This window comes from Azohydromonas lata (assembly GCF_034427735.1).
GTDB lineage: Bacteria > Pseudomonadota > Gammaproteobacteria > Burkholderiales > Burkholderiaceae_C > Azohydromonas > Azohydromonas lata.
The window spans coordinates 1-17,832 of sequence record NZ_JAXOJX010000049.1 but is presented as its reverse complement, the minus strand read 5'-3'; the positions used below and the strand labels follow the sequence as shown (position 1 = coordinate 17,832).

At 67.9% G+C, this 17,832-nt stretch carries 15 protein-coding genes; 8 read left to right on the top strand and 7 right to left on the bottom strand.

Features of this window, described 5'->3' with window-relative positions:
• Positions 1-5 precede the first annotated feature (5 nt).
• A complete protein-coding gene (locus SM757_RS24310; RefSeq protein ID WP_066342991.1) occupies positions 6-641 on the bottom strand; it encodes a response regulator transcription factor in 636 nt (211 codons plus the stop codon).
• Positions 623-2,371, bottom strand: a complete 1,749-nt coding sequence (locus tag SM757_RS24305) for a sensor histidine kinase (protein WP_322467376.1) — start codon at positions 2,369-2,371, stop codon at positions 623-625. The genes SM757_RS24310 and SM757_RS24305 overlap by 19 nt, the downstream gene beginning before the upstream one ends.
• A gap of 205 nt (positions 2,372-2,576) precedes the next feature.
• Here SM757_RS24305 and SM757_RS24300 point away from each other — a divergent pair, with 205 nt between their 5' ends.
• Both SM757_RS24300 and SM757_RS24295 read left to right on the top strand, forming a co-directional pair.
• Positions 2,577-3,548: a Bug family tripartite tricarboxylate transporter substrate binding protein gene (locus tag SM757_RS24300; RefSeq protein WP_322467375.1), complete on the top strand. Its 972-nt coding sequence runs from the start codon at positions 2,577-2,579 to the stop codon at positions 3,546-3,548.
• Between the two features lie 107 nt (positions 3,549-3,655).
• Entirely contained in the window at positions 3,656-4,594 is a 939-nt protein-coding gene (locus tag SM757_RS24295; RefSeq protein ID WP_322467374.1) for a YcjF family protein, read from the top strand.
• Between the two features lie 107 nt (positions 4,595-4,701).
• Here SM757_RS24295 and SM757_RS24290 read toward each other — a convergent pair whose 3' ends face one another.
• Positions 4,702-5,703 carry a Bug family tripartite tricarboxylate transporter substrate binding protein gene (locus SM757_RS24290; protein ID WP_322467373.1) on the bottom strand — a complete coding sequence of 334 codons (1,002 nt, stop codon included), beginning with the start codon at positions 5,701-5,703 and terminating at the stop codon, positions 4,702-4,704.
• A gap of 129 nt (positions 5,704-5,832) precedes the next feature.
• Here SM757_RS24290 and SM757_RS24285 point away from each other — a divergent pair, with 129 nt between their 5' ends.
• Together SM757_RS24285 and SM757_RS24280 are read left to right on the top strand one after the other, a co-directional pair.
• The gene (locus SM757_RS24285; protein WP_322467372.1) at positions 5,833-6,363 is read left to right on the top strand and encodes an ABC transporter ATP-binding protein; all 531 of its coding nucleotides are present in this window, start codon (positions 5,833-5,835) and stop codon (positions 6,361-6,363) included.
• Positions 6,364-6,850: 487 nt separating this feature from the next.
• A complete protein-coding gene (locus tag SM757_RS24280; protein WP_322467371.1) occupies positions 6,851-7,438 on the top strand; it encodes a PEP-CTERM sorting domain-containing protein in 588 nt (195 codons plus the stop codon).
• 53 nt (positions 7,439-7,491) lie between these two features.
• On the opposite strand, the gene SM757_RS24275 is transcribed toward SM757_RS24280, so the two are convergent.
• Genes SM757_RS24275 through SM757_RS24260 form a run of 4 tightly spaced genes read right to left on the bottom strand, consistent with a single transcriptional unit; the run spans position 7,492 to position 11,712 of the window.
• Complete coding sequence (locus SM757_RS24275; RefSeq protein ID WP_322467370.1) at positions 7,492-8,409, bottom strand: dihydrodipicolinate synthase family protein; 918 nt, start codon at positions 8,407-8,409, stop codon at positions 7,492-7,494.
• An 11-nt stretch (positions 8,410-8,420) separates the two neighbouring features.
• The gene (locus SM757_RS24270) at positions 8,421-9,611 is read right to left on the bottom strand and encodes an L-rhamnonate dehydratase (protein WP_322467369.1); all 1,191 of its coding nucleotides are present in this window, start codon (positions 9,609-9,611) and stop codon (positions 8,421-8,423) included.
• A gap of 46 nt (positions 9,612-9,657) precedes the next feature.
• Positions 9,658-10,695 (bottom strand): 4-hydroxythreonine-4-phosphate dehydrogenase PdxA, encoded by a 1,038-nt coding sequence (locus tag SM757_RS24265; RefSeq protein ID WP_322467368.1) that lies wholly within the window; start codon positions 10,693-10,695, stop codon positions 9,658-9,660.
• A 33-nt stretch (positions 10,696-10,728) separates the two neighbouring features.
• Positions 10,729-11,712, bottom strand: coding sequence for a Bug family tripartite tricarboxylate transporter substrate binding protein (locus SM757_RS24260; RefSeq protein ID WP_322467367.1), 984 nt, complete (start codon positions 11,710-11,712; stop codon positions 10,729-10,731).
• A 100-nt stretch (positions 11,713-11,812) separates the two neighbouring features.
• Here SM757_RS24260 and SM757_RS24255 point away from each other — a divergent pair, with 100 nt between their 5' ends.
• From SM757_RS24255 to SM757_RS24240, 4 genes are all read left to right on the top strand, one after another.
• Entirely contained in the window at positions 11,813-12,745 is a 933-nt protein-coding gene (locus SM757_RS24255; protein ID WP_322467366.1) for a LysR family transcriptional regulator, read from the top strand.
• Between the two features lie 118 nt (positions 12,746-12,863).
• Complete coding sequence (locus tag SM757_RS24250) at positions 12,864-15,233, top strand: DNA polymerase II (protein ID WP_322467365.1); 2,370 nt, start codon at positions 12,864-12,866, stop codon at positions 15,231-15,233.
• A gap of 110 nt (positions 15,234-15,343) precedes the next feature.
• The gene (locus SM757_RS24245) at positions 15,344-16,519 is read left to right on the top strand and encodes a ParA family protein (RefSeq protein ID WP_066342685.1); all 1,176 of its coding nucleotides are present in this window, start codon (positions 15,344-15,346) and stop codon (positions 16,517-16,519) included.
• Positions 16,516-17,652, top strand: coding sequence for a ParB/RepB/Spo0J family partition protein (locus SM757_RS24240; protein ID WP_322467364.1), 1,137 nt, complete (start codon positions 16,516-16,518; stop codon positions 17,650-17,652). The genes SM757_RS24245 and SM757_RS24240 overlap by 4 nt, the downstream gene beginning before the upstream one ends.
• Positions 17,653-17,832 lie beyond the last annotated feature (180 nt).

Here is a 17,832-nt window from a genome sequence, read left to right as displayed (position 1 = left end):
CAGCGCTACGTCGCGTTCTCGTCGCGGCGTGTTCCATCGTCGCCCAGGAGCCAGGCTTGGCGCGCCAGCCAGCGGCCCAGCACGTTGTCGTTAGCCAAGTCCAGCTTGGCAAACAGGTGGGCGCGGTGGGTTTCCACGGAGCGCGGGCTGCAGGGCGGCTGCAGCAAGCGGGCGATTTCCTTGTTGGCCACACCGCGGGCCACGTGCACGGCCACCTCGCGTTCCCTGGGTGTCAGCGATTCCCATTGCTCCAGCGCTTGTGCGCGACAGGCCGCCTCTTCCAACGCACCGGGCAGCTTGCCCAAAAGCGCCTCCGAGTCGGGCTTGACCACCCAGTCGCGCGCGCCCTGCCGCACGGCATTGAGCGCGGTCGGAATGTCGCCGTGGCCGGACAGAAACAGCACCACCAGCGGACTGCGCGCGGCCTTGAGACGCGCGAACACCTCCAGGCCGCTCATCCCGTTCAAGCGCAAGTCCAGTATCAGCACGCCGCCCGCGCGCATGTCCACCGTGTCCAGAAACACCTCGCCCGCCTCGAAGCCCTGCACCGCGAACCCGGTGGACATCAGCATCAGCAGCAAAGAGCGGCGCACGGCTTCGTCATCGTCAACCACGTAGATGTTCAACGATCGTCTTTGCATGATTCCAAGGGCAAGGTCAGGATGAACAACGCGCCGCATCCCGGCGGCGAAGCATGGGCCAGGCGGCCCCCGTGGCTTTCGGCAATCGAGCGGCAGATTTTCAGCCCAACGCCCAGGCCGTCGGCCTTGGTGGTGAAGAAGGGCTCGAAGATCCGGGGCACGACGTCGGCCGCAATACCCGGGCCGGTGTCCTGAACTTCCAGCTTGACCACGGCGCCTTCGGCCAGCGCGCGGATGGTGATGCGCCTGCCGCCTTCATCCACGTCCTTCATGGCCTGCAGGGCGTTCATCAAAAGGTTCAGCAGCAACTGCTCCAGCAACAGCCGGTCACCGCACACGGCCGGCAAGGTTGCCGGCAGGTCCAGCTCGATGGCTGACTTGAGCTTGCGGATCTCCGGCGCCACCAGGGCCAGCACCGAGTTCACGATGTCCTGGATTTCGCACCGCTCCTGCCCCCGGCTGCGCTGGCGCACGAAACCACGCATGCGGGCCACGATGTCCGCGGCTCGCCGGGCCTGCGCCTGGATCTCCGCGAGGGTCTGGTGCAACAGGTCACGTGAGCTCTGCTGCGCAAAGCGCTGGGCCGCCACCGCATAGCTCGACAAGGCCATCAAGGGCTGGCCAAGCTCGTGAGCCAGCGTGGAAGCCAGTTCGCCCAGGCTGGCAAGGCGGGCCGCATGCTGCAACTGTGCCTCCTGTGCACGCTGGCGCTGCTCGGCAAGGCGGCGTTCGCGCAGCCGCCAGTACAGCAGGCTCAACACGAGCAGCAGCACCACCAGGCCCGTGATCACTTGAGCCAAGCGCTTGGCTTGGTAGACCTCGGACAGGTCGGCCATCACACTGAGGGTCCAGTCCGTTCGAGGCATCTTCATGTCCGCCGCCAGCAGGGTCCGGTGCACGCCGCCGACTTCGGCCCGGACCTTGTAGGGCGCGACTTGCTGATCATCCGCCCGGCCTTCAACGCGCCACGGCAGCAGGGCAAAACTGCGCTGCGCCAGCCCATACTGGCGCTGGCCATTCAGCCAGGCGACATCCTCCTTCGCCAGGGGCTGTCGGGTGCCGTAGAGCCATGCAGGCACCGAGCTCAGGAACACGACGCCGCGGGCATCGGAAAGCACCACGGGGTCGGGCGCGCTGGCCCAGGCCGCCTGAACGGCGTCCAGCCCCACCTTCACGACGAGGACCCCAAGGATGCCCGTGGCGCCATGCACCGGCTCGGCGATGAACAAGCCGGGCACGCCAGTGGTCAGGCCGACACCGTAAAAGACGCTGCGCTCCCCGGCCAGCGACTTCTCGAAGTACGGACGCCGGCTGTAGTTCATCCCGACGAAGCTGTCACCCGTACGCCAGTTGCTGGCCGCCAGCGTCAGGCCCTGGCGGTCCAGCAGGTAGAGCGCCGACGCGCCGACGACGCGGTTCAACTCTTCGAAATAGGCGTTGGCCCGAAGGACGAACTCGCCATCCGCAGGCTTCTCAAGCAATGCAGTGACGGCGGGATGGCGCGCGCACGCCAACGGCAGGAAATCGAAGCGCTCCGCCGTGGACTGCAGGCCCAGGGCGTGAGCCTCCAGCGCGTGGTGCAGCGCCTGCGCCTTGAGGGCCATCTCGCGCCTTTCAACCCAGGCCCCCACGCCGGCCAGCAGCGCGGCGAACAAGGCCATGGCCACCAGGGCCAAAAACGCGCGCAGCATGCGGCTGCTGGAGGAACGTGCGAGATACAGGCGTGGCATGTCGATATTTTCCGCAGGGCAGGTGCGTGCCGTGTGGACGTGCACGGCACTTGCCCAGGCCTGCGTAGTTCTACGCAGAGCTGCTTGAGGATTTGGCCGGATGCGGGCAAGCCACTTCGATTCCTAAGCTTGCGCGCGCTGATTCGATCCTTTCGCGTTGAGCCGCGGGACCCGGATCAAGCCCATATGTAAACAGGAGACAGCAATGACTGGATGTAACCGCCGCATGGCGCTCGCGGCCCTTGGGCTGCTCGTGTGTTCAACCGTGCAGGCGCAGGACTGGCCGTCCAAGCCGGCGACCATCGTCGTGCCGTGGCCGCCGGGCGGACCGTCGGACACGGTGGCGCGCCCAATGTCCAAGGGCCTGACCGATGCGCTGGGCAAGCCCTTCGTCGTGGACAACCGCGGCGGCGCGGGCGGCAACATCGGGTCGGCAGCCGTTGCCAAGGCAACGCCGGACGGCTCCATGCTGCTCATCACGTCCAGCGCGCCCATAGTGATCAACCAGCATGTCTACAAGAAGATGCCCTTCGAGGCGCAGAAGGACCTTGCGCCAGTGACCAACCTGCTGCGGGTGCCGCTGGTGCTGGCGGTTCACCCTTCCGTGCCGGCAAGCAACCTCAAGGAGCTCGTGGCCCACATCCAATCGGCAGCGGGCAAGTTCCAGTACGCGTCGTCAGGCAACGGCACACCGCAGCACATGACGGGCGAGCTGTTCAAGATGACGGCCAAGCTGGACATGACGCACGTGCCGTACAAGGGCTCGGCCACGGCGATCAACGACGTGCTGGCCGGGCACGCGCCCATGATGTTCGACAGCACGGTGGCCATCCTTCCGCACATCAAGGCGGGCAAGCTCAAGGCCATCGCCGTCACCGGCGCCAAGCGCTCGTCGCAATTGCCTGACGTGCCCACGTTCGCGGAGGCGGGCATGCCGGGCGTCGAGTCCTATGCGTGGTACGGCATGTTCGCCCCGGCCAAGACGCCCAAGGACGTGATCGCAAAAATCAACGCCGAGGCGCTCAAGGTCATGAAGGGCGCCGAGTACCAGCACGTGCTCAAGGAAACGGGCTCGGAGTTCGTGGGCGACACGCCCGAAAATTTTGCGGCTTTCGTGAAGGCCGAGTCCGAGAAGTGGGGCAAGGTGGCCAAGGCCACGGGTGCGACGGTCGATTGACAAACGGCCTGAGCCGACTGCCAGAGGTCCTGGCGATCGCCGGCAAGTGGAACCTTTGTGCTCGGCACGGACCGAAGCCACCTTGCCCACTTGCTTGAAAAGTCCCTATGACCTCTGCAGAGATCCAGGCCATTGTCACCATCGCCGTGCTCGCAGCGTATGCCGACGGCGACAAGCATGACCGCGAGCGCGGCGAGCTCAAGCGCATCGCGGAAGGCCTGGGGCGATCCCATGGCGTGCACCTGCCGACGCTCTACCAGGACGTGCTGATGAAGCGCGTCGACACCGCTGCGGCGGTTGCCGGCCTGGGCAGTGCCGAGGCCCGCCAGCTCGCCTACGAAATGGCAGTCTGCGTATGCGATGCCGACGGCGCACAGTCGCAAGCCGAGGCAAGTTTCCTGGCCAAGCTGCACGGCCAGCTTGGCCTGGGCACCTCGGCCGGGCGTTTCGAAGCGCAGGCCGAAGAGCTGGCAACGGCGCCGCTGGGTGCCGCGGCGGCCACACCGGGCCCAGGCAAAGCGGCGGCTGTCGACAACTCGGCGCTCGACCAGACCATCCTGAATGCCGCCATCCTGAACGGCGCCCTGGAGCTGTTGCCCGAGACTTTGTCGACGATGGCCATCATTCCGTTGCAGATGAAACTGGTCTACCGCATTGGCCAAGCCCATGGTTACCAACTCGACAGCGGACACGTGAAGGACTTCCTCGCGACGGTCGGTGTCGGCCTGACGTCGCAGTACCTCGAACAGGCCGGCCGCAAGCTGCTCGGCGGCGTACTGGGCAAATTCGGCGGCGGCATGTTTGGCGGCCTTGGCAAGCAAGCCGTCAGCTCAGGCATGAGCTTTGCGACCACCTATGCCCTCGGCCACGTTGCCAAGCGCTACTACGCCGGGGGGCGAACCATGTCCACACAAATGCTCAAGGACGCCTATGCCAGCGTCACGGCCGAGGCCCAGGGCCTTCAGGGAAGGTTCATGCCGGCGATGCAGGAGAAGGCCCGCGGCCTGGACGCCAGCAAGGTCCTGGCGCTGGTGCGCGGAGCCTAAAGCGTCGTCAAGGGCGGCTCGGCGGCCGCAAGACGCTGGCTTGCTGAGAACAGTCCTGCGCCACGTCACCGCGGCCTGGCCACGGACCGCCCCGACTCCAGCCTGCATCACTGGAGATCGATGCGGGCGTCGGCGATCACCTTGCGCCAGCGCTGGGACTCGCTCTGCGCGAAGGCCTTGAACTGCTCGCCATTGAGGGGCAGCGGCTCGCCGCCTTCGCTGGCGATCCATTCGGCCGTGTCTTTTTGCGTCAGTGCGCGCGAGAACGCCGCGGCCAGCCTGCTCCTGACGCCGTCCTGGCTGCCCTTGGGCACCACGAGGCCGAACCACTGCTGCACGATGACGGAGGGGTAACCCGTCTCGGCCGTCGTGGGGACGTCGGCGACGACGGAGGAGCGCATGGGGCCCGCGACGGCCAGTATCTTGAGCTTGCCGGCCTTGCGCTGATGCTCGGCCGTACCGGCGGGCATGATCATCAAGTCCACGGTGCTGCTGATCAGGGCCGTCACGCCCGGCGCGGTTCCCTGGAAAGGAACATGCAGCAAGTCAATGCCCGCCGCCGACTTGAACAGTTCCGTACCCAGGTGCGCCAGGCTGCCGTTGCCCCAGGACGCATAGGAATACTTGCCCGGTTGAGCCTTGGCCAAGGCGACGAACTCACGCAGGCTGTTGGCCGGAACATGTTTGCCCACGGCGATGATGTAGGAGAACTTGGCCAAGCCGGTCACGTCGGCGAAGTCGGCCGTGGCATAGGGCAGTTTCGTGTAGTAGATCGGGTTGATGGCATGGGTGTCGGAGGACGCGACCATCAACGTGTAGCCGTCGGCTGCGGACTTCGCCGCGAAGCTCGTGCCTATGCTGCCGCTGGCCCCGGGGCGGTTGTCGACGATGAACGGCTGGCCAAGTTGAGAGCCCACCTGCTCGCTGAGCCGCCGGGCCAGCGCGTCGGTGATCGCGCCTGCAGGCCAAGGAACCACCACTCGGACAGGCTTGCTGGGGTAGTCCTCCGCCCGCACCACAGGCGTGGCCGTCAGGAGTCCCGCCATGGCGCACAGGCCCAGGGCGGTGTTTCGAAGCGTGGGGGAAAGCGTCTTGAGGCTGCCGTTCATGTCCAGGAGCAAGCTTGAATGGAGTGCTTGCCATCTTGGAGACAGGCGGCGCGGCGGCTTGTCACGCGCCGCCGCCGTGTGATCCACCAGCGACGGCGTAGAAGCTGGCCAGCACGGGCAGGCCGCAAAATGCAAGCCATGACCGATCATTCACTGCCTGCGGGTCTTGTCGCCGTGGTGGGCGACGAAGGCACCGGAAAGACCCGCCATTTGCGCCAACTGACTGGCCAAACGCAAGGGCCTCCCTTGGATACGTTGAACCCCGATGCGGTCTGGCTGGATCTCAGCCTGCCCTGCCTTGATGACCGCACGCCGGATAAGGTGTGGGATACCTTGCGTACGCGCTGTCCGCGCTGGAACGCAGCACTGCTGCAGGAACTGGTAGAGGCTTTAAAGCTGCAGCCTCACCTGGCTAAGAACTTGTCCATGCTTTCCACGGGCACGCGGCGCAAAGTGGCTCTCGCGGGGCTGCTGGCCACGCAAGCCACGGTGACCTGCCTGGACCAGCCTTACGCAGCCCTGGACATGGGCTCGATCCGTGTGGTGCGGGAGTTCCTGCTCGCCCATGCGGACCATCCGACGCGCACCTGGGTCGTCGCCGACTATGAGGCGGATGAGAACCTTCCTTGGCGACACATCATCCGGCTGGGCGCGGCGTAGTTTGCCGCGCAACGAATTCTGCGACCTTGGGCTCCAGCGCGGACAGGGTCAGGGCTGTTGTCCGACACCAGCCCCGGCCCAACCCTCATCGTCTGCCGGCTCCCAGGCTTGGGACATGAGCCAGGGTGCGTCGCTCCACCCACATTCGGCCTCGACTCGAAGCAGCGCCTCGACGGAGCTTTCGCCGGTTGCAATGCACGCTGGGGTGCACGAGCCATCGTCGGCGTCAGACTGCTTGCTTACAGGCGCCATGGCAACCTCCCAATTTTCCACGTCATCGACAGCCAACATCGGCCGTCCCAATGACGCTATCGGCATTGCAAGCGCGCGGCACATTGCGGAAAACCTCAAGGCCCCCCGGTATGGGCGAGTGGCCATCCCAGTCCACGAATCAACTTCGCAAGCCAACCACCCACTCAAGAGGCTGTAATTAAACTAATAAGATTACAAAATTACTTCACGGGCATTTGAATTTCAAGGAGGTACCGTGAAGAGATCGGCAATTTTTTCTGTATTTCTTGGCTTGGCTGTCGGAAACGCCTCAGCGACCTCGCTGCTGGCCAACACGTTCGAATTTCAATATTTCTACCCGACGCTGAGCAGCAATCCCTACGAAAATTCCGCAAACGGCCTTTACAAGGCAGATGCAGGCATTGAGATAGATAATATTGCGGACGGCTCCGCGAGAATGGATATTCAAAATAACCGTATCGTCATCGATTTCCTTTATGGCAGCCGATACGGTGACGCCGGGGCCGAGTTCAACGGTTGGGTGCTGCGCGACATTTACGGTAAAGCAGGCAAGTTCACTTCCGTCACCGTCGATCCCTCGACGACGTTTGCGGGCATTGGCAACGGACTGAGTTTCACTGACGACACCATCAAGCTCAACTGGAAAGGATTGAGCTTCAGCCAGCACGATCAATTGGTCTTGAACGTGAAAACCGGACTGGGCAATGTCGCGAGCCCGGTTCCCGAGCCGCAAAGTGTGGCGTTGATGGCGGCGGGGCTGCTGGGTATTGCCGCTGTGCGGCGGCGCGCCAAAGCCCAGAATTCAAAAAATCCTGCGCCATAAAGGTCGTGGAAGCCCGCCATCGGTTGCCGATGGCGGGTTTGCGCTGAGGGCGCTTATTGCGCCCAGCGCAGCACCAGCGGATCAAGCCGGCGGGCGATGCTGATCAGGCCCTGCCGGATCTCCGGCTGCAGGTCCGGCCAGGGATGGCGCGGCGCGCTGCACTGGATCACGCCACCGGCCTGCATCAGCGCCTTGGCGGCCAGAAAACCCGCCTGCCGGTTCTCCCAGTTGATCAGCGGCAGCCAGCGCTGGTAGAGCGCGAAAGCGTCCTCGTGGCGCCCCTGCCGGTAGGCATCGACGATGGCGCGCATGCCGTCAGGGAAACCACCTCCCGTCATCGCTCCGGTGCAGCCGGCCTCCAGGTCGGCCCACAGCGTGATGCCCTCCTCCCCGTCCCACGGGCCCTCAATGGCGTCGCCGCCCAGGGCGATCAGCTCGCGCAGCTTGTTGGCCGCCTGCGGCACCTCGATCTTGAAATAGCGCAGGTTGGGGATCTCGCGTGCCATGCGCGCCAGCAGCGCCGCGGGCAGCGGCGTGCCGGCCACGGGGGCGTCCTGGACCATGAGCGGAATGGCTATGGCCGCGCACACCGTGCGGAAGAACTCCACCACCTGCGCTTCGCCCACGCGCAGCGTGGCGCCGTGATAGGGCGGCATCACCATCACCATCGCGGCGCCCAAGTCCTGCGCGCGGCGGCTGCGGGCCGCGCACACCGCGCTGCTGAAGTGCGTGGTGGTCACGATCACCGGCACGCGCCCTGCGACGTGCTCCAGGATGGCCCGCGTCAGCGTCTCGCGCTCCTCGTCGGCGAGCGCGAACTGCTCGGAGAAGTTGGCCAGGATGCACAGGCCGTTGGAGCCGGCATCGATCATGAAGTCCACGCAGCGCAGCTGGCCGGGCAGGTCCAGCGTGCCGTCGGCGTGGAAGACGGTGGGCACCACCGGGAACACGCCTTCAAAACGTCGTTTCATGGCACGGCTCCTTACTCGACGATGCGGAACTGGTCGAGGTAGTCCGTGCGCAGCGTCAGGCCCAGCCCCGGCACGTCGTCGCGCAGTTGCACGAAGCCGTTCTCGGCCACCGGCTCGCCGGCGAAGATGTAATAGAACAGCTCGTTGCCCACCTCGACGTCGAACATCGGGAAGTACTCGCTCATGGGGCAGTTGAGGCTGCTCATGGTGAGGTGGTAGTTGTGCATCTGGCCCGCGTGCGGGATCACGGGCACGGAGTAGGCCTCGCACAGCGCGTTGATCTTGTGCGCCATGGTGATGCCGCCGACGCGGTTGGTGTCGTACTGCACCACGCTCACGGCCTTCTTTTCCAGCAGTTGCTTGAAGCCGTAGAGGCTGAACTCGTGCTCGCCACCGGAGATGGGAATGCTGGTGAGGCGGTTGAGCTCGGCGTAGCCGTCGATGTCGTCGGCAATCACCGGCTCCTCCAGCCAGCGCGGCTGGTACTTCTCCAGCTTGGGCAGGATGCGCTTGGCGTACTCCACGTTCCAGCCCATGTAGCACTCCAGCATGAGGTCGTTGTCGTAGCCGATCACCTCGCGCACCGCCTCCACGCTCTTGAGGTTCTCGACCACGCCTTGCTGTCCATGCTGCGGCCCGTAGCCGAAGCGCATCTTGAAGGCCTTGAAGCCCTGCTTCATGAAGGTCTCGGCCTCGCGCTGCATGTCCTTCAAGTCGGTGCGGTACAGCTTGGAGTAGTAGCAGGGGATCTTTTCCTTGGTGCGCCCGCCCAGCAGCTTGAACACCGGCTTGTTGACCGCCTTGCCCAGGATGTCCCAAATGGCGATGTCGATGGCCGAGATCGCCGCCATCGCCACGCCCTTGCGGCCCCAGGCGTGCGTGGCGCGGTACATGCGCTGGTTGATGTACTCGTAGTCCCACGGGTCCTGGCCCAGCGCGTGCGGCGCCAGGTACTGGTCGATGATGGCCTTGGCGATGCGCGGCGCCAGCGCCACGTTGCCCAGGCCGACCAGGCCGGTATCGGTCTCCACCTCCACCACGGTCCAGCCGTGGAAGCGGAAGGTGTCCATGGTGTCGTCGGCGCCGGCGTGGGCCTTGTTGTCCCACACCAGGTCCATGGCGTTGGAGCAGAAGTTGCCCTGCGGCGGCACGGTGGGGCCCTGCCATTCGAAAACGCGGGCGCGGATCTTGGTGATCTTCATGGAATCGGTCTCTTGTTCGTTCAGGTGACGGGCGTGGCGGTGGCGTTCAGGCAGGCGTGCTGGTGCGCGCCGCCCGCTGCGCACGGCCCATGCGGCAGGCGATGGCAAAGGCGTTGGCCGTGGCGTTGACGTCGGCGCGGCCCTGGCCGGCGATGTCGTAGGCGGTGCCATGCGCCGGCGTGGTGATGGGAGTGGGCAAGCCGCCCTGCACCGTCACGCCCTTGGAGAAGCCCAGCAGCTTCAGCGCGATCTGGCCCTGGTCGTGGTACATGGTGACGATGGCATCGAGCTCGCCGTCACGCGCCTTGAGGAAGATGGTGTCGGCCGGGAACGGCCCAACCACCGGCAGCCCCGCGGCGTTGAGCGCGGCCACCGCCGGCGCGATGACGTCGATCTCCTCGCGCCCGCAGGTGCCGCCGTCGCCGTTGTGCGGGTTGAAGCCGGCCACCGCCACGCGCGGCGCGGCCACGCCGTTGGCCTGCAGCGAGCGGTAGATCAGCGTCGCGGCCGCCTGGATGCGCTCCACGCTCAGGTAAGAGGCTGCGTCCTTGAGCGGCACGTGCGAGGACACCCGCGAGGTCCACAGCCCCTGCAGCGTGTTGAACTCGCAGAAGTAGCCCTGCACGCCCAGGTACTGGGCGAAGTGGTGCAGCTCGTCCTCGTGCTGGAGGCCACCCAGCTTCATCGCGTGCTTGTTGAGCGGGGCGAAGCAGATCGCGTCCACCTCGCCGGCCAGCGTCGCGTCCATGCAGCGGTTGAGCACCGACAGCACCGAGGCGCCGCCGGCCGCGTCGGCCTGACCCACGCGCACCTGGTCCGGCCGCACCGTGTCCACGGCCAGGAAGGCCGGGCGCGACGCGTTCGTCCGCTCGCGCACCTGGGCCAGCGACAACACCGGGGCCGTGGCGACTTCCACGCCCGCGACCTGCTGGCCTTGGGCCCACAGCCAGGGGTCGCCGACGAGCACGATGTTGGCCTGCTCGCGCACGTCGCTGCGGGCCAGCAGCCGTGCGATCAGCTCGGGGCCGATGCCGGCCGGGTCGCCCAGGGTCAGCGCGACGACGGGCCGTGTGGAGGTGTTCATGGTGTGTCCTTTGCTGAGGCTGTGTCCCGGCACTCAGTCCAGCCGGATGTCGCGGCGCTTGATCAGGGCCGCGTAGCGCTTGTTCTCGGCGTTGTGGAAAGCCTGGAACTGCGCCTGGCTCATGGGCTGCACCTCCATGCCTATGGCTTCCAGTCGCGCCTTCACGTCAGGCATCTGGATGATCCTGGTGACCTCGTCATGCACCCGGTCCTGCACGGCCTTGGGCGTGCCCGCGGGCATGTACACGCCGTACCAGGCGCTCATCTCCACCTCCTTCAGCCCGGCCTCCGCGGTCGTGGGCACGTCGGGGAGCTGGGGGCTGCGCTTGGCGGCCGCCACGGCCAGCGCCTTGACCTTGCCGGTCTTGATGTGCGGCAGCACCGAGGCCATGGTGTCGAAGCTCATCTGCACGGAGCCCCCCATCAGGTCCACCAGCGCCGGCGCGCTGCCGCGGTAGGGCACGTGCGTGATGTCGGCCTGCGTGGCCTCGCGGAACAGCTCGCCGGCAATGTGCTGCGTGCTGCCGGCCCCACTGCTGGCGAAGTTCACCGACCCCGGCTGCTTGCGCACCAGCGCCACCAGGTCGCTCACCGTGTTCACACCCAAGTCCTTGTTGACCACCAGCACGTTGGGCACGGCGCCGACGTAGGCCACGGGTACCAGGTCGCGGTCGTTGCTGTAGGGCAGTTTGATCAGATAAGGGGCGATGGCGTGCGCCGTGGAAACGCCCATCACCAGGCTGTGGCCGTCGTTGGCACGCACCGCCTCGGCAGGCGCCATCGTGTTGGAGGCCCCGGGCTTGTTCTCGACCACCACGGTGGTCTTGAGCGCCGGGCCCAGCTTGTCGGCCACCGCGCGCGCCGCCGCGTCGGTGCCGCCGCCCGGCGCCGAGCCCACGAGCATGCGCAGCGGCCTGGACGGCCACTCCTGCGCCAGGGCCGGCACCACCGTCAGGCCCAACAAGGTGGCGGCCGCCGCGGCGCGCACCGCCCGCCGCTTCCAGGCGCTTGGCTTCATGTTTGTCTCCGGGTCGTTGTAGGAAGTGCAGCGATGCTAGGTAGCCAATCTATACGCGTAAACTTGATTTTTCTGATCGACTGATAGGCCCAACTTATTCATGAAGCCCATGTCCGCCCGCCACCTGCTGCAGCGGCTGCGCTTCAGGCAAGTCGCCCTGCTGCTGGCGCTGCAGCGGCTGGGGACGCTGCGCGCGGCGGCGTCGGAGCTGGGCATGACACAACCCGCGGCGACGCAGATGCTCCAGGAGCTGGAGGCAGCCCTGGAGCTGCCCCTGTTCGAGCGCGCCGGCCGCGGCTTGCGGCCCACGCCCGCGGGCACGGCCGTCATGGCGCATTTCGAGGGGTTACAGGGCTCGCTGGAAGCGCTCGCGCGCACGCTCGAAGGCTTGAGCGAGGGCGGCGGGGGCGTGCTGGCCGTAGGCTGCATTCCGGCGTCTTCGCCGACGCTGCTGGTGCAGGCGGTGGCCGCGCTCAAGCGCGAGCGGCCGCTGCTGAAGGTGCGCATCGTCACCGAGACCAGCGACCACCTGCTGGACCTGCTGGACCAGGGCGAGCTCGACCTGGTCATAGGCCGCATTGCCGAGGGTCATGCCCATGGCAACTACGACTCGACGGTGCTGGCCAGCGAGCCCTTGAGCGTGGTCGTGGGCCGGCGCAATTCGCGGGCCCACGAGAGCGCCCCAACGTTGCAAGGCCTCCTGCGCGACCCCTGGGTGCTGCAGCCGCGGCCCTCGCCCATGCGCGAGCTGCTGGAGCAGGAATTCCGGCTGCAGGGCCTGGACATGCCACGCAACCTGGTGGAGACCGCTTCCATGCACACCACCGTGTTCCTCATCAACGAGGCGCCCATGGTGGCCGTGCTGCCCGCCGCGCTGGCCGCGCGCCACGAGGCGGACGGGCTGCTGCGCGTGCTCCCGCTGCAACTGCACCAGGCGCTGGAGCCCTACCGCGCCATCGTGCCCAAGCAGCGCCCGCTGGGCGCCGCGGCGCAACGCTTCCTGGAGCTGCTGGCTGCGGCGCTGGCAGCATGACGGGCATGACAGCCATGGCTACCAGGCTGCGGATTGCGCAAGGCCCCTCCGGAAGGCCCACCCTGCCGTTGCGCCCGCATCCGCCGCGCCTTGTGGCGGCCCATTGAGGCTGCGGCCCGTGGATCAACAACAGGGTTTCGTGCTCACCCGGCACTGGTGCGACACGCCGCAAGGCACGCTGGTGGAGTTCTGGCTGGCGACTGACGAGGGCCCCCGCCGGGTCCGGCTGCCGCCGCAGACGTCCGTCGCCTTCTTCCCCGCCGAGCGGCAGGCGCAGGTGGCCTTGCTGCTGCGCGACGAGCCCTATGTGGAGCTGCGCGCGCTGGACCTGCTGGATTTCCAGCACCGCCCCGTGATGGGCCTGTACTGCTGGCAGCAGCGCCAGCTGCAGCGCGCCGAAAAACTGCTCAGGCGTGCCGGCATCCCGGTCTTCGAGGCCGACATCCGGCCGCCGGAGCGCTACATGATGGAGCGCTTCATCACGGCGCCGGTCCGCTTCAGCGGCACGCCGGACGGCAGCGGCACGCTGCACCAGGCGCGCCTGAAACCCGCGCCCGCCTACCGCCCTCGCCTGCGGCTGGCCTCGCTGGACGTCGAAACCAACCGGCACGGCGAGCTGTACTCCATCGCCATCGAGGGCTGCGGCGAGCGCCAGGTCTGGGTGCTGGGCCCGCTCGGCGGGCACGGGGCGCCGGTGGATTTCCGGCTCGACGCCGTCGAGTCCCGCGCTCAACTGCTGCAGTCGCTTTGCGATTGGCTCGCCCGCCACGACCCGGATGCCCTTATTGGCTGGAACCTGGTGCAGTTCGACCTGCGCATCCTTCACGAGCACGCACAGCGCCTGCAGGTGCCGCTGCGGCTGGGCCGCGGCGGCGCCGTGATGGAGTGGCGCGCCCATGGCACGCAAAGCGGCCACTTCTTCGCGGCGGCAGCCGGGCGGCTGCTCATAGACGGCATCGAGGCGCTGCGCTCGGCCACCTGGAGCTTTGCGTCCTTTGCGCTGGAGAACGTCGCCCGCGAGCTGCTGGGCGAGGGCAAGGCCATAGACACGCCCGACGAGCGCATGGCCGAGATCGACCGCATGTTCGCCGAGGACAAGGTGGCGCTGGCCCGCTACAACCTCAAGGACTGCGAGCTGGTGAGCCGCATCTTCGCCAGAACGCAGGTGCTGGACTTCCTGCTGGAGCGCGCCACCGTCACGGGGCTGCCGGCCGACCGCAGCGGCGGCTCGGTGGCGGCCTTCACGCACCTGTACCTGCCGCGCATGCACCGCCTGGGCTTCGTCGCGCCCACCTTGGGCGACGAACGCCCGCGCAGCAGCCCCGGCGGCTTCGTCATGGACTCGCAGCCCGGGATCTTCGACTCGGTGCTGGTGCTGGACTACAAGTCCCTGTACCCCGCCATCATCCGCACCTTCCTGATCGACCCCGCCGGCTTGGCGCAGGGGCTGCACGAGGCCGACGAGCGTGCCTCGGTGCCCGGCTTCGACGGCGCGCGCTTCTCCCGCACGCGCCACTGCCTGCCCGCCATGGTCGAGCAGGTCTGGCAGGGCCGCGAGGCCGCCAAGCGCGAGGGCAACCAGCCGCTGGCCCAAGCGCTGAAGATCATCATGAATGCCTTCTACGGCGTGCTCGGCACCCGGGGCTGCCGCTTCTGCGACCCGCGCCTCACGTCCTCCATCACGCGGCGGGGCCACGAGATCATGCGCAGGACGCGCGAGCTCATCGAGGCCCAGGGCTGGCGCGTCATCTACGGCGACACCGACTCGACCTTCGTCTGGCTGGGCCGCGAGCACGCCGAGGCCGACGCCGCCCGCATCGGCCGCGGCCTGGTGCAGCACGTCAACCAGTGGTGGCGCGAGCACCTGAAGGCCGAGTTCGGCCTGGACAGCGCGCTGGAGCTGCAGTTCGAGACGCACTACCGCCGCTTCCTCATGCCCACCGTCCGCGGCTCGAACGAAGGCAGCAAGAAGCGCTACGCCGGGCTGGTCAGGCAGCAGGACGGCCGCGAGCGCATGGTCTTCAAGGGGCTGGAGACCGTGCGCTCCGACTGGACGCCCCTGGCCCAGCAGTTCCAGCAGCAGCTCTACCAGCGGGTGTTCCTGCGCCAGCCTCACCAGGACTACGTGCGCGACTTCGTGCGCCGCACCCTGGCCGGCGACATGGACGAGCTGCTGGTCTACCGCAAGCGGCTGCGCCGAGGGCTGGAGGACTACCAGCGCAACGTGCCGCCGCACGTGCGCGCGGCGCGCATGGCCGACGAGAACGACCAGCGCTTGGGCCGCGTGCAGCCGTTCCTCGGCGGCGGCCGCACCCGCATCGCCTACGTGATCACGACCGCGGGCCCGCAGCCGTTGGAGATGCGCCGCGCCCCCATCGACTACCACCACTACATCGAGCGCCAGTTGCGGCCCGTGGCCGACGCCATCCTGCCCTTCGTCCAGGACGATTTCTCCAGGCTGATCGATCCGAACGCCGGCCTGTTCTGAGCCCCAAGCCCGTGCGGTCGCGGCGGCCTTGTGTTGTCGCAGCAACAAAGCTTTATCGCAGAGTTTCGCGACAAAGCTACACTCCCGCGTCCTACAAAAACGAGGGTGCGATGGGTAGTGCAGTGATAGACGAAGGGATCCCGCTGGCCGAGGTGCTGGTGCAGGCCAACCGGGTCCAGGCCGTCGTCTCGCAGGTGCGCGGCGCGATGCTGGCGCCGGAGAACCGCAAGACGCCGCCGCGCTACTACACGGGCGACGTCATGGGCCTCACCGGCCTGGACAAGAACGCCATGGACGTGGCCCTGCGCAAGCGCACCCTGCCCGTGGGCAAGCTGGGCGTGGGCAACCGCCGCGAGTTCACGCTGCAGGAATTGCAGGCCTGGGTGCGCCACTACAAGGCCGACGCCCTGCGCCCAACCGGCGCCCACGCCGTGACGATCGCCGTGGCCAACTTCAAGGGCGGCGTGACCAAGACGACCACGGCGCTGACGCTGGCGCAGGGCCTGTCGCTGCGCGGCCACCGGGTGCTGGTCATAGACACCGATCCGCAAGGCTCGCTCACCACGCTGTTCGGCATCCTGCCCGACACGGAGGTGCGGCGCGACGACACCATGCTGCCGCTGGTGGAGGGCGCGCAGGCGTCGCTGCGCTACGCCGTGCGGCCCACCTACTGGAGCGGCATCGACCTCGTGGCCGCGGCGCCGCTGCTGTTCGGCGCCGAGTTCGAGCTGTCCGGCCGCATGGTGATGGACGCGGGCTTCCAGTATTGGCGCGTGCTGGAGCTGGGCCTGCGCGACCTGCGCCAGGACTACGACGTGATCATCATGGACACGCCGCCGGCGCTGTCCTACATGACCATCAACGTGCTCATGGCGGCCGACGGCATCCTCATGCCGCTACCGCCCAACGCGCTGGACTTCGCCAGCAGCGCGCAGTTCTGGCAGCTCTTCGGCGACCTGACCACGCGGCTGCCCTCGGTGCAGGACAAGCGCTTCGACTTCATCAGCATCCTGCCCACCCGCGTCGAATCCACCGACGCCGCGGGCAGCACCGTGCGGGAGTGGATGGCTGCGGCCTACGCCGAGAAGCTGCTGCCCGTCGAGATTCCCAAGAGCGCCGCCGCCGGCGCCGCCAGCGCCAACTTCGGCACGGTCTACGACGAGGCCGTGGGCAGCAGCCGCACCGTGCGCCGCGCCACCGACGCCGCGGACCGCCTGGCCGACGCCATCAGCGTGCACTGCCTCAAGGCCTGGCGCCGCCAGCTCGCACGGAGCGCCGCAGCATGAGCGCCGTCAGCAAGGGCAAGGGCCTCAAGTTCGACCTGCCGCCGGCCGGCGCAGCTCCGGCCGCGCCCGCCGCACCCGCCGAACCCGTCACGGGCGTGATGCGCCACGCCGGCCTGGCGCAGGAGCTGCATTCGCTGCGCGCCCAGGTGCAGCAGCTCGAAGGCGAGCGCGGCGCACAGCCGCTGGACGCGCGCCTGGTGCGCGCCAGCCGTTGGGCCAACCGGCATGCGGCGTCTTTCGAAAACGAAGACTTCGCGGAGCTGAAAGCCGAGATTGCCGGCGCGGGCGGCAACGTCCAGCCCATCAAGGTGCGGCCGCTGAGCGGGCCGGCGGCCGACGGCGCGCGCTACGAGATCGTGTTCGGCCACCGGCGCCACCGCGCCTGCCTGGAGCTGGGCTTGCCCGTGCTGGCGGTCGTGGCCGACCTCGACGACCGCGCCTTGTTCGCGGAAATGGATCGAGAGAACCGCGCCCGCAAGAACCTCAGCGCCTACGAGCAGGGCGTGATGTACCGGCGCGCGCTCAAGGAGGGCCTGTTCCCCTCGCAGCGCATGCTGGCCGTGGCCGTCGGCGCCGACTCGGGCAACGTGAGCCGCGCCATCAAGGTCGCGGATCTGCCTGAGGACATGCTGGCGGCCTTCGGTTCGCCGCTGGCGGTGCAGTTCGCCTGGGCCAGCGACCTGGCCGACGCCCTGCAGCGCGACCGCCAGGCCGCGCTGGCGGCGGCGCGGGAAGCCGCGCAGGCCGGCCTGGCGCCGCCACAGGTGTTCAGCGCCATCACGGGCAAGGCCAGCCGCCGCGGCGCTGCACCGCACAGCCCCCCGGCCGCAGCGCCGGTCACGACCGCAACACCAACCGCAACACCGGCCGCGCTGCCGGCCGTACCCGTGCAGGCCCTGGCCGCGCCACCGGCCGACGTCCCGTACAGCGCGCCGGCGCTCCGGCCGCCGGCCGCCGCGCGAGCCGCGGGTGGCGTGGCCTTGTCCATGGCGGACGTCGCCCGGCTGGCGGCCGAGGCCGATGCACAGCAGCAGCGCCCCGGCGGTGCGGAGCTGGCCGCTTTCCTGCGCGACCTGGCGCAGCGCATCGCGCAAAGCCTGGGCGACGGCGGCGCCGCGGGCTTCAGCCGCTGACGCCGTGCCGGCCCCGGGGGGACGGCCGCCTCTGATTCCAATTCGTTCTCCGCACTGAAGCCTCGTCACACCCGCGCAGGCGGGTGTCCACGAGCACCGGGCGGCCTCCCGGCCTGCGTGGATGCCCGCCTTCGCGCACTGCTGTCCGGGGAAAACGTAACGGCTCGGCTGGCTGGCCGT